We start from the raw sequence: 11,694 nt of genomic DNA on the forward strand, positions 1-11,694 counted from the left end.
AAGCCATCGTTCCGCACATGCTGCCGCCGATGTGTATGCGGCACCATAGATCCCCGCCTGCGCGGGGATGACGGAGTGTGTGGCGCGCGTGTTACGTACGACGTGCAGAACCATCATGCCGCTTCTCCTTGCGGGGGCATGTTGTGGCCGAGCAGCCGCAACACCTCCTCCGCCGCCGTGATCAGATTGGTGCCCGGTCCGAAGATCGCCTGCACGCCCGCGTCGAACAGCGCCTGATAATCCTGCGCGGGGATCACCCCGCCCGCGATTACCTTGATGTCCGCCCGCCCCGCGTCGCGCAGATGGCCGATCAGCTCGGGGATCAGCGTCTTGTGCCCCGCCGCGAGGCTCGACGCGCCGACGATGTCGACGTCCTTGGCCAGCGCCAGCACCGCCGCCTCCTCCGGCGTCTGGAATAGCGGGCCGGGGACGATCTCGAAGCCGAGGTCGCCGAACATGCTGCTGACCAGATTGGCGCCGCGGTCGTGACCGTCCTGCCCCATTTTCGCGACCAGCATCCGCGGTTTGCGACCGAGCCGGCGCTCGGTAGCGGCGACGCCGTCCTCCAGCCGCACCCACCGCGCATCGTCGGCATAGGCACCGCCATAGACGCCCTTCACCGGCGTCGGCTGCGTGCCGTAGCGGCCGAAGACATCCTCCATCGCCGAGGAAATCTCGCCGAGCGTGGCGCGGGCGCGGGCGCACTCGACCGCAAGCGCGAGCAGGTTCGCGTCGCCGCGCGCGCCATCGCGCAGCGCGTCGAGCGCCGCGCGCGCCGCCGCCTCGTCGCGCGCCGCCTTCACCTGCCGGATGCGGCGGACCTGTGCGTCGCGGACGGCATGATTGTCGATCGCGAGGATCTCGACCGGATCCTCATTGTCCTTACGGTATTTGTTGACCCCGACGATCACGTCCTCGCCGCGGTCGACGCGTGCGGCGCGGGCGGCGCTCGCTTCCTCGATCATCGCCTTGGGCCAGCCCGCCGCGACCGCCTTGGCCATCCCGCCCTCGCGCTCGACGCGCTCGATGATCGCCCAGGCGTCGTCGACCAGCCGCTTGGTCAGCGCCTCGACATAATAGCTGCCGCCGAGCGGATCGACGACGTTGGTCATCCCGGTCTCTTCCTGAATCACCAATTGCGTGTTGCGCGCGATCCGCGCCGAGAAGTCGGTCGGCAGCGCGATCGCCTCGTCGAGCGCGTTGGTGTGGAGCGACTGCGTGCCGCCGAGCATCGCTGCCATCGCCTCGATCGTCGTGCGCATGACGTTGTTATACGGGTCCTGCTCGGTCAGCGAGACGCCGCTGGTCTGGCAGTGGGTGCGCAGCATCTTGCTGCGTTCGTCCTTCGCGCCGAGTTGCGTCATGACGCGGTGCCACAGCACGCGCGCGGCGCGCAGCTTGGCAATCTCCATGAAGAAGTTCATGCCGATCGCGAAGAAGAAGCTCAGGCGTCCGGCGAATTTGTCGATGTCGAGCCCGGACGCAACGCCGTATTTCACATATTCCATGCCGTCGGCGATGGTGAAGGCCAGCTCCTGCACCTGCGTCGCCCCGGCCTCCTGCATGTGATAGCCGGAGATCGAGATGCTGTTGAACTTCGGCATCTCCGCCGAGGTATAGGCGAAGATGTCGGAGATGATCCGCATCGACGGTTCGGGCGGGTAGATATAGGTGTTGCGGACCATGAACTCCTTGAGGATGTCGTTCTGGATGGTCCCGTCGAGGAGCTTGCGATCGACGCCCTGTTCCTCGCCGGCGACGATGAAGAAGGCGAGGATCGGGATCACCGCGCCGTTCATCGTCATGCTGACCGACATCTGATCGAGCGGGATGCCGTCGAACAGGATCTTCATGTCCTCGACGGTGTCGATCGCTACCCCGGCCTTGCCGACATCGCCGGTGACGCGCGGATGATCGCTGTCGTAGCCGCGATGCGTCGCGAGATCGAACGCGACCGACAGCCCCTCCTGCCCCGCCTTGAGGTTGCGGTGGTAGAAAGCGTTCGATTCCTCGGCGGTCGAGAAGCCGGCATATTGGCGGATCGTCCACGGGCGGCCCGCATACATCGACGCGCGCACCCCGCGCGCGAACGGCGCGAACCCGGGCAGGCCGGGGTCCCAGCCCTCCACATCGGCGGGTGTGTAGAGCGGCTTGACGTCGATCCCCTCGGGGGTGTGCCACGTCAGGTCGCGGCCCTTCACCTCCTTCGCGGCGGCGGCGGCCCAGCTTTCGGTGCCGGTGGGCGCGGGCGTGCCGATCGACGCCGCCGCGCCGCTGTCTTCGCCGAGGTTGCGCTCTTCGGTCATCCTCAGCGGCCCTCGAACACCGGCTTGCGCTTCTCGCCGAAGGCGCGGACTGCTTCGGCGAAGTCGCGGGTATGGCCGGCACGGGTCTGGTTCTCGCGTTCGACCGCCAGCGACTGGTCGAGGTCGAGCGACAAAGCGGCGGCGACCTGCTTGCGGATCATCCCGATCGCGACCGATGGCCCGGCGGCGAGCTTCGCGGCGAGCTGCTGCGTTTGCCCGAGCACCTGCTCATCGTCGACGACGCGCGTCACCAGCCCGGCGGCGAGCGCTTCCTCGGCCGACACGCGCTCACCGAGCAGCGCCATCTCCAGCGCCTTGGTGCGCCCCGCCGCCTTGGCGACCAGCCACGTCGCGCCGGCATCGGGGACCAGCCCGATGTTGACGAACGCGAGCAGCACATAGGCCGAGCGCGCCATCACGCTGATATCGCCAAGCAACGCCAGCCCGAGCCCCGCGCCGACCGCCGGGCCGTTGATCGCGGTGAGGAACGGCACGTCGAGCGCGGCGACCTTGCGGACGAACGGGTTGTAGCTGGTGTCGAGCGACTCGCCGAGATCGCGCGGCATCGGCGCGCTGCCGTCGCCGACGAGGTCCGCGCCCGAGCAGAACGCGCCACCGGTGCCGGTCAGCACGATCGCGCGCGCGCCTTGCTCCAGCGCGGCGTCGATCGCAGCGGTCAGCTCGGCGAAGACGCGCGGGGTGAGCGCATTCATCCGCGCCGGCCGGTCGATCGCGAGCGTCGCGACGCGGTCGGTGAGGTCGAAGGTGATCGTCTCGTACGTCAATGCGCGCCCTCCTGCGGCGTTTCCATCAGTTCGACCAGCACCCCGCCCATGTCGCGCGGATGGACGAAGACGATCGGCGTGCCATGCGCACCGATCCGCGGTTCGCCGAGGATCGTCGCACCCTTGGCCCTGAGATCGGCGACCGCGGCATGGATGTCGGGCACCTCGAAACAGACGTGGTGCTGGCCGCCGGCCGGGTTCTTCTTGAGGAAGCCCGCGATCGGGGAAGTGTCGTCATAGGGTTCGATCAGCTCGATCTGCGTGTTGGGCGCGTCGATGAAGCACACCTTCACGCCCTGCGCGGGCAGGTCGAACGGTTCGCCGATCGCGTCTGCGCCGAGCAGCGTGCGATAGGTCTCGACCGCGCGGGCGATCGACGGCGTGGCGATGCCGACGTGGTTGAGGCGGCCTAACATCACCGCGACTCTCCCGTCATTGCGAGCGTAGCGAAGCAATCCAGGGCAGCGCGCGGAACACTGGATTGCTTCGCTGCGCCCGCAATGACGATCGGAGCGTGTGTCATGTCGTTATCCATGGGCAATTTGCTCGTAGAGGTCGTGCCAGTGAGGGTTCATCGCTTCGATCAACGCGATCTTCCTGGCGCGCGATCCGCTTTTGATTTGCTTCTCGCGGGTGATCGCGACGTCCATCGTGTCGGCGATCTCGAACCAGACCAGCAGCTTGCAGCCATATTGCTTCGTAAAGCCTGCGACGACACCTTCACGATGCTGCCAGACACGCTGCGCCAGGTTCGACGTTACGCCGGCATAAAGCGTTCCATTACGGCAGCTAGCCATGATGTAGACTGAAGGCTGCTTCACGCCACCGCCTCGTCATTGCGAGCGCAGCGACGCAATCCAGTGTTCCGCGCGACGCCCTGGATTGCTTCGCTCCGCTCGCAATGACGGATCTTACAGCGGAATATTGTCATGCTTCTTCCACAGGTTCTCCAGCGTCTTGTTCCGCAGCTTGCGCAGGCCGAGCGCGATGCGGCGGCGGGTGGAATGGGGCTGGATCACTTCGTCGATGAAGCCCTTGCTCGCCGCGACGAAGGGGTTGGCGAAGCGCGCCTCATATTCCGCCGTCCGCTCGGCGATCTCCTCGGGAGTGCGGCCGCGGAAGATGATCTCGACCGCGCCCTTCGCGCCCATCACCGCGATCTCGGCGGTCGGCCATGCATAGTTCAGATCGCCGCGTAAGTGCTTGGAGGCCATCACGTCATACGCGCCGCCATAGGCCTTGCGGGTGATGACGGTGATCTTGGGCACGGTCGCTTCGGCATAGGCGAACAGCAGCTTCGCGCCGTGCTTGATGATGCCGTTATGCTCCTGCGCGGTGCCGGGCAGGAAGCCGGGAACATCCACGAAGGTGACGATCGGGATCTCGAACGCGTCGCAGAAGCGCACGAAGCGCGCCGCCTTGCGACTGGAGTTGATGTCGAGCACGCCGGCCAGCACCATCGGCTGGTTGGCGACGAAACCGACGGTCCGCCCTTCGATCCGCCCGAAGCCGCAGATGATGTTCGCGCCGTGCGCGGGCTGGATCTCGAAGAAGTCGCCCTCGTCGACCACCTTCGCGAGCAGCTCGTGCATGTCGTAGGGCTGGTTGGCGTTGGCGGGGATCAACGTGTCGAGACCCGCTTCGGCGCGGTCCCACGGATCGTCGGTCGGGCGCTCGGGCACGCCCTCCCGGTTCGAGGACGGCAGGAAGTCGATGAAGTCGCGCGCCGCCAGCAGCGCCTCGATATCGTTGTCGAACGCGACATCGGCGACGCTGGTCTTCGTGGTGTGCGTCACCGCGCCGCCCAGCGCCTCCTGCGTCACCACCTCGTTGGTGACGGTCTTCACCACGTCGGGGCCGGTGACGAACATGTAGCTCGAATCCTTCACCATGAAGATGAAGTCGGTCATCGCCGGCGAATAGACCGCGCCGCCCGCGCACGGCCCCATGATGAGGCTGAGCTGCGGGACGACGCCGCTGGCGAGCACGTTGCGCTGGAACACCTCGGCATAGCCGCCGAGCGACGCGACGCCCTCCTGAATGCGCGCGCCGCCCGAATCGTTGAGCCCGATCACCGGCGCGCCGACCTTGAGCGCCATGTCCATGATCTTGCAGATCTTCTGCGCGTGGCGTTCGGAGAGCGAGCCGCCGAAGACGGTGAAGTCCTGCGAGAAGACGAACACTAGCCGGCCGTTGATCGTCCCCGATCCGGTGACGACGCCGTCGCCGGGGACAATCTGGTCCTGCATCCCGAAATCGGTGCAATTGTGCTCGACGAACATGTCGAGCTCCTCGAAGCTGCCTTCGTCGAGCAGCACGTCGAGCCGTTCGCGCGCGGTCAGCTTGCCCTTGGCGTGCTGCGCATCGACCCGCTTCTGCCCGCCGCCGGCGCGGGCGGCGGCACGGCGGTTCTCGAGTTCGGCGATCGTCGCTGACATTCTTCTCTCCCGGACGTCCCGGAGCGTTGTGCCCGGCGCGGCGCGACGGGGCAAATGTGAAGTTGCGAATTTGCGAAGGATGCAGTTGCAAACCCTGTCGCTCCTGCGTAGGCAGGAGCCTATGGCTGTCGATTGCTCGTGGATCGTGGACCCATTCGCCGCGCCGAATGTGTGCAGCCGCGCGCGGCACGATACAGACATGGGCCCCTGCCTGCGCAGGGGCGACGGCGCGTGAAGGCGCGGCTCTACGCCGGGGCGCAGTTGCGCGCGTTGCGGGCCGCGGCGCAGCTCAACCAGCGGGCGATGGCGGCGCGGCTCGGGCTGTCGGTCAGCTATCTGTCGCAGCTCGAAAGCGACGAGCGTCCGCTGACCGCGGCGGTGAGCGCGGCGCTGGCGCAGCATTTCCCCGCCGCGCTCGCCGATATCGAAGGCGCGGCGCCCGCGCGTCGACTGGTGGCGCTACGCCATGCGCTCGCCGACCCGGCGGTCGCGCCGCTGCCCCCCGAAGACGTCGCGCGGCTGGCGGAGGAGCGCCCGGCGCTCGCCGACCGGCTCATCGCGCTCCACGCCGCCAAGCGCGCCGCCGAGGAGCGCGTCGCGCTCGCCGAGGAGGCGCTGACCGCCGGGGCCGGGACGCGGCTGCCGTGGGAGGCGGTGCGCGACTGGTTCCACGAGGCGGGCAATTACATCGACACGCTCGATCGTGCCGCCGAGCAATGGGCGCAGGCGCATGACGCCGCAACGATCGACACCGCGCTGGCCGAACATGGCGTGACGTTGCGCCTTGCGGCGCAGGAGGATGCGCCGCTCGCGCGCTTCGACGGCAGCGTGCTGCACCTCAACGCCGCGGTGCCGCCGGAAAGCCGCCGCTTCCTGATTGCGCACCGCATCGCCGCGCTCGCCTTTGCCGCGCCAATCACCGCGACCGTCGCCGCCTCGGGGCTCGCGCAGCCGGAGGCGCGGCGGCTACTCGCGATCGGGCTCGCCAATTACGCCGCCGGGGCAATGCTGATGCCCTATGAGGCGTTCCGCAGCGCCGCGCGCGCGCTGCGCCACGATATCGACCGGCTGTCGCGGCGGTTCGGCACCAGCTTCGAACAGGCGTGTCACCGGCTCTCGACGCTGCAACGTCCGGAGGCCGAGGGCATCCCCTTCTATTTCTGCCGCGTCGACATGGCGGGCAACATCACCAAGCGCCATTCCGCCACCCGGCTGCAATTCGCGCGTTTCGGCGGCGCCTGCCCGCTGTGGCACGTCCATGAAGCGGTCGCGATCCCGGACCGGATCCTCGTGCAACATGCCGAGACCCCCGACGGCGTGCGCTACGTGTCGATGGCGAAAGGGCTGGTGAAGCCGTCCGGGCGCTTCGCGCGCGCGCCGCGCCGCTATGCGGTCGCTCTGGGGTGCGAGGCGGCGCACGCCGCCGACTTCGTCTATGCCGATGCGGTCGACCTGCGCGCGGCGACGCCGATCGGGATCAGCTGCCGGCTGTGCCCGCGCCCGGACTGCGACCAGCGCGCCTTTCCACCGACCGACCGCGCGATCGCGGTCGAGGCGGAGGTGCGCGGCGTCGTACCCTATCGCGTGATTTAGGACCGGTCCGACACTTAACTGCTTCTAAAACTCTCGTGGCTAACCCTGGCCGGATCAACTCCGACTCGGTGAAGGCCGCAGCGATGAAAAATCTGGCGATTGGCCGCAAACTCCTGCTCGCGTTCGGCATCCTTGCGCTGGCGCTGGTGGCCATGGCGGGCATGTCGCTGTGGACGCAGAGCAAATTGAACCAGTCCACCGAGGTGCTCGGCAAGGAGCGCCGCGACAAGCTGGTGGCGATCGCGACGATCAATGCCGCCACCTCGGACTATCGCATCGCCGAAGCGACCGTCATCCTGTCGACCGAACCCGACAAGATCCACGAGGCGGATCAGGCCGCGTCGGCGAAGCTGGCGCTGATCGACCACAATCTCGCCTTCCTCGACAAGGCCGTGACCAACCCGAAGGCGCGCGCATCCTTGTCGCGCCTCAAGCAATTCTGGACCGCGTTCGTCACGCGCTCGGACGCCACGCGCCGACTCGGCGAGGCCAATCGCAATGAGGAAGCGACGCAGGCGTTCCGCGCCAGCCAGCCGCTGTTCGATCGCGCCAATGCCGAGGCCGCGACATCGCAGGCCGTGCAGGTCGACCTGATGGACAAGGAGATGGGCGACGCCCGCGCGCTATATTCCTTCTCGCGCGTGCTGTCGCTGGCGCTGGTGATCGCGGCGCTGCTGCTCGCGGGCGTGCTGCTAACCGCGTTGATCCGCGGGATCGCCGCGCCGATCAAGGCGATGACCGAGGCGCTGGGCAAGCTCGCCGCGGGCGATCTCGACGCGCAGGTCGCGGTCGACGAGCGCGGCGACGAGGTCGGGCAGCTCGCGAAGGTGATGGTGCAGTTCCGCAACCAGCTCGCCGCCGCCGAGCGCGCCAAGGCCGAGCAGACCGCGCTGATCGTCGACAATATCGGGCGCGGGCTGAGTGCGCTGGCGCAGGGCGACCTGACAGCGCGGATCGACGCCGAACTGACAGGGCCGTTCGCCAAGCTGAAGAGCGACTTCAACAATGCGATGACCGCGGTCTCGGCGGCGATGGCGGCGGTGACGACCAGCGCGACCGGAATCACCAACGGCGCCAACGACATCCGTCAGGCGTCCGACGATCTGTCGCAGCGCACCGAGCAGCAGGCCGCCTCGCTGGAGGAAACCGCCGCGGCGATGCACGAAATCACGACGACGGTGAAGGAGACCGCCGAGACCGCGTCGCACGCCGATGCGGTGGTGGTCGAGACGCGCCGCGATGCCGAGGCGTCGGGCGACGTGGTGCGCCGCGCGGTCGAGGCGATGACCGGCATTGAGCGCTCGTCGAGCGAGATCAGCGAGATCATCGCGGTGATCGATGGCATCGCGTTCCAGACCAATCTGCTCGCGCTCAATGCGGGGGTCGAGGCGGCCCGCGCGGGCGATGCCGGCAAGGGCTTCGCGGTGGTCGCCAGCGAGGTACGCGCGCTGGCGCAGCGGTCCGCCGATGCGGCGAAGGACGTGAAGAGCAAGATCACCGCCTCCACCGAGCAGGTCGATCTGGGGGTCGGGCTGGTTGCGGAAGCGGGCGCAGCGCTGCAGCGGATCACGGCGCGGATCGGCGAGATCAGCACGCTGGTCGGCACCATCGCCTCTGCCGCCGAGCAGCAGTCGACGGGCTTGCAGCAGGTCAATACCGCGGTATCGGAAATGGACGGGGTGACGCAGCAGAATGCGGCGATGGTCGAGGAAGCGACCGCCGCGGCACGGAGCCTCGTCGAGGAAACCGACGTGATGGCGCGCGAGGTCGGTCGCTTCCGGCTGGCGATCGGCGCGGCGGTCGCGGTTCCGCCGTCCGCCTCGCCGGTCCACCAGTTGCAGGCGCGCGCGGCGCAGGCCGGGGCGCGGATCGCCGCCAGTGCACGCAGCCGGGGCGCAGCCGCGGTGGCGGTGCAGGAGGATTGGTCGGAGTTCTGAAGGGGCGACGCCGCCCTATCCTCGACGCCCCGGACTTGATCCGGGCCCCCGCTTTTTCTGGCGGGCGGCTAGGTAGAGAACGCCAACGATCGTCATTGCGAGCGTACGAAGTTTCCGCCGCCACGCACCGTCGACCGCGAAGAAAAGGAAGAAGCGGGGCTCTGGATCAAGTCCGGGGCGACGTAAAGTCGGGACCAACGCAGCCTACTTCCGCTCCCACGCCTTCGTCCCGCCGATCCACGTCTCCAGCACCTTCGTCTGCCGCAGGTCGGCCGGCGTCGCGGTCATCGGATCGCGGTCGAGCAACAGGAAGTCGGCGCGCTGGCCCGGCGCCAGCGTCCCGAACTTCTGCTCGCCGAAGCCGGCATAGCTCGCGCCCCCGGTATACGCCCACCACGCCTGCTCGCGCGACACCGCCTGTTCGGGGTGCCAGCCGCCGACCGGCTGCCCCTCGGCATCGGTGCGCGTGAACGCCGCCGCCCAGCCCGCCCACGGATCGGGCTTCTCGACCGGCGCATCGGAGCCGAATGCCAGCGTCGCGCCGTCATCGAGCAACGTCTTCCACGCATAGGCACCCGCCAGCCGCGCCGGCCCGAGCCGCGCCTCCGCCATCACGCGGTCGCTGGTCTGGTGCGTCGGCTGCATCGAGGCGACGATATGGTATTTTCCGAACGCGGCCATATCGACCGGATCGACGATCTGCGCATGTTCGATCCGCCAGCGGCGGTCGCCCTTGTACGTCTCCGAGAGTTCGGCGATCGCGTCAAGCACCTGCTTGTCGGCGCGGTCGCCGATCGCATGGACCGCGACCTGATAGCCGTCCATCGCGGCGCGGCTCATGATGTTCTGCAACTGGTCGTCGGCGAGGAAGCCGAGCCCGCGCTGCCCCGGCGCATCGGCGTAATCGGCCTTCAGCCACGCGCCGCGCGAGCCGAGCGCACCATCGGCGTAGAGCTTGACGCCCTCCAGCCGCAAGCGATCGTCGTACAGCCACGGCGTCGGGCCGGTGCCGCCGATCGTCACCGCATTCTCGATGCCGAGGCCAAAGGACATGATGCGGACGCGCAGCGCGTTGATGTCGCCCATCCGGCGATAGGTCATCCAGTCGTCGACGCTGGTGCCCATGTCGGCGATCGCGGTGACGCCGTAGCCGAGCAGGATCTGCTGCGCCTTGAGGAAGGCGGCGGTGCGGTCCTTGGGGCTTACCTTCGGCACGACGCGCTCGACCAGTTCCTTCGCGCGATCGACCAGCACGCCGAGCGGCTTCTCGACACGACCGCCCGCCGGGGCAGCGGTGGCGGCGGTGACGCCGGCCAGCTTGAGCGCGGCGCTGTTCGCCCACCCGGCATGGCCATCGGCACGCGCCAGCCACACCGGGCGGTCACCGACCACCGCGTCGAGATCGGCGGCGGTCGGGAAGCGCCCGAGCTGCCACACTTCCTGATTCCAGCCGCGCCCGATGATCCACTGCCGATCCGGATTGGCGCGCGCATAGTCGGCGATCTTCGCCTTCGCCTCGTCGAGCGAGCGCGTATCCGACAGGTCGAGCGTCAGCGCCGCCAGCCCCAGTTCGATGACATGGCCGTGCGCATCGATCATGCCGGGCACCAGCACGCGCCCCTTCATGTCGGCGCGCCAGTCGTAGCGCGGGCCGGGGTTCTTCTTGGTCGGCTTGGGCGGCTGCTCGTCGGGGGCGATCAGGCGGACGACCTTGCCCTGCGCGTCGATCACCATCGCCTTGAAGCGCACCACCTGCCGGTCGCGGTTGAGCGTCAGGCCGTTGACGTTGTCGATCAGCGCGTCGCCCCCCGCGGGGAGCGTCGTCGCGAGCCCGGCGAGCGCGACGATCGCGGCGGTGAGATGGCGTCGGTTCATGTCCGCTGCCATATGGAAGCGGCACGGTTTTGGCGAGGGATGTCATGCGGCGGGTAATGGGGTTGATCGCGCTGTTGTTGTCGATGCCGGCGACGGCGCAGACCAAGGTCGAGGCGAAGACCGCGACACTCGACTTCTCCTATACCTACCCCGCCGCTGCCGCGCGGGTCGCGCCCTTGCGCCGCTGGCTGGAGGCCGACCGGGCGTGGCTGCGCACCCGCACCGCGAAGATGGCGGCGGCGGACCGGCGCGAGGCGGCGAAGAGCGACTTCCCTTTCCACCGGCACGACGCCACGCGTGAGTGGAAGGTGGTGACCGAGACGCCGCGGCTGCTGAGCCTGTCGGGCGAGAGCTACAGCTTCACCGGCGGCGCGCATGGCAATACCGTGCTGGAGCCGCTGGTGTGGGACAAGGCCAAGGCGCGGCGGATCGACCCGCGCGCGATGTTCGAGTCGCCCTCCGCGATGCAGCGCGTGTTCGGCGCGGGCTGGTGCGCGTGGCTGAAGGGCGAGCGGCGGCGACGATTTGGGAATGATCCGGGTGCGGACGACATCTTCCCGTGCCCGCCGGTGTCGGACCTGACGGTGCTGCTCGGCTCGACCGACCGCCGCGCGATCGACCGCATCGGGCTGGTGGCGGGGCAATATGTCGCGGGCTCCTATGCCGAGGGGATGTACGAGATGACGGTGCCGGTGACCCCGGCCGTGCTGGCGCTCGTGCGGCCTGAGTGGCGCGGGGCGTTCGCCACGAAGTAACGTCG

At 68.5% G+C, this 11,694-nt stretch carries 9 protein-coding genes; 3 read left to right on the top strand and 6 right to left on the bottom strand.

What is annotated here, in order from left to right:
* Positions 1-113: 113 nt before the first annotated feature.
* From scpA to FHS97_RS15805, 5 genes are all read right to left on the bottom strand, one after another.
* Positions 114-2,306: a methylmalonyl-CoA mutase gene (scpA, locus tag FHS97_RS15785; protein WP_221233353.1), complete on the bottom strand. Its 2,193-nt coding sequence runs from the start codon at positions 2,304-2,306 to the stop codon at positions 114-116.
* 2 nt (positions 2,307-2,308) lie between these two features.
* Positions 2,309-3,091 carry an enoyl-CoA hydratase-related protein gene (locus tag FHS97_RS15790; RefSeq protein ID WP_184040247.1) on the bottom strand — a complete coding sequence of 261 codons (783 nt, stop codon included), beginning with the start codon at positions 3,089-3,091 and terminating at the stop codon, positions 2,309-2,311.
* Positions 3,088-3,510, bottom strand: a complete 423-nt coding sequence (gene mce, locus FHS97_RS15795) for a methylmalonyl-CoA epimerase (RefSeq protein ID WP_343053475.1) — start codon at positions 3,508-3,510, stop codon at positions 3,088-3,090. The genes FHS97_RS15790 and mce overlap by 4 nt, the downstream gene beginning before the upstream one ends.
* A 108-nt stretch (positions 3,511-3,618) precedes the next feature.
* A complete protein-coding gene (locus FHS97_RS15800) occupies positions 3,619-3,888 on the bottom strand; it encodes a GIY-YIG nuclease family protein (RefSeq protein WP_184040359.1) in 270 nt (89 codons plus the stop codon).
* A gap of 114 nt (positions 3,889-4,002) precedes the next feature.
* Positions 4,003-5,529, bottom strand: a complete 1,527-nt coding sequence (locus tag FHS97_RS15805) for an acyl-CoA carboxylase subunit beta (protein WP_184040253.1) — start codon at positions 5,527-5,529, stop codon at positions 4,003-4,005.
* A gap of 231 nt (positions 5,530-5,760) precedes the next feature.
* Here FHS97_RS15805 and FHS97_RS15810 point away from each other — a divergent pair, with 231 nt between their 5' ends.
* Together FHS97_RS15810 and FHS97_RS15815 are read left to right on the top strand one after the other, a co-directional pair.
* On the top strand, positions 5,761-7,122 hold the full coding sequence (locus tag FHS97_RS15810; RefSeq protein WP_343053476.1) for a helix-turn-helix domain-containing protein: 1,362 nt from the start codon (positions 5,761-5,763) through the stop codon (positions 7,120-7,122).
* Positions 7,123-7,205: 83 nt separating this feature from the next.
* Positions 7,206-9,059: a methyl-accepting chemotaxis protein gene (locus FHS97_RS15815; RefSeq protein ID WP_184040257.1), complete on the top strand. Its 1,854-nt coding sequence runs from the start codon at positions 7,206-7,208 to the stop codon at positions 9,057-9,059.
* A 204-nt stretch (positions 9,060-9,263) separates the two neighbouring features.
* Here the strand turns inward: FHS97_RS15815 and FHS97_RS15820 are convergent, their stop codons facing one another.
* Positions 9,264-10,934 (bottom strand): amidohydrolase, encoded by a 1,671-nt coding sequence (locus tag FHS97_RS15820; RefSeq protein WP_184040260.1) that lies wholly within the window; start codon positions 10,932-10,934, stop codon positions 9,264-9,266.
* Positions 10,935-10,978: 44 nt separating this feature from the next.
* Here FHS97_RS15820 and FHS97_RS15825 point away from each other — a divergent pair, with 44 nt between their 5' ends.
* Positions 10,979-11,689, top strand: a complete 711-nt coding sequence (locus tag FHS97_RS15825; RefSeq protein WP_184040263.1) for a DUF4163 domain-containing protein — start codon at positions 10,979-10,981, stop codon at positions 11,687-11,689.
* The last annotated feature ends 5 nt before the right edge of the window (positions 11,690-11,694 follow it).

Source organism: Sphingomonas endophytica, assembly GCF_014199415.1.
Taxonomy (GTDB): domain Bacteria; phylum Pseudomonadota; class Alphaproteobacteria; order Sphingomonadales; family Sphingomonadaceae; genus Sphingomonas; species Sphingomonas endophytica.

Coding starts and splice junctions, on each gene's coding strand:
- scpA (WP_221233353.1), bottom strand. CDS start 2,306: ATGACCGAAGAGCGCAACCTCGGCGAAGACAGCGGCGCGGCGGCGTCG.
- FHS97_RS15800 (WP_184040359.1), bottom strand. CDS start 3,888: ATGGCTAGCTGCCGTAATGGAACGCTTTATGCCGGCGTAACGTCGAAC.
- FHS97_RS15805 (WP_184040253.1), bottom strand. CDS start 5,529: ATGTCAGCGACGATCGCCGAACTCGAGAACCGCCGTGCCGCCGCCCGC.
- FHS97_RS15815 (WP_184040257.1), top strand. CDS start 7,206: ATGAAAAATCTGGCGATTGGCCGCAAACTCCTGCTCGCGTTCGGCATC.
- FHS97_RS15820 (WP_184040260.1), bottom strand. CDS start 10,934: ATGAACCGACGCCATCTCACCGCCGCGATCGTCGCGCTCGCCGGGCTC.
- FHS97_RS15825 (WP_184040263.1), top strand. CDS start 10,979: ATGCGGCGGGTAATGGGGTTGATCGCGCTGTTGTTGTCGATGCCGGCG.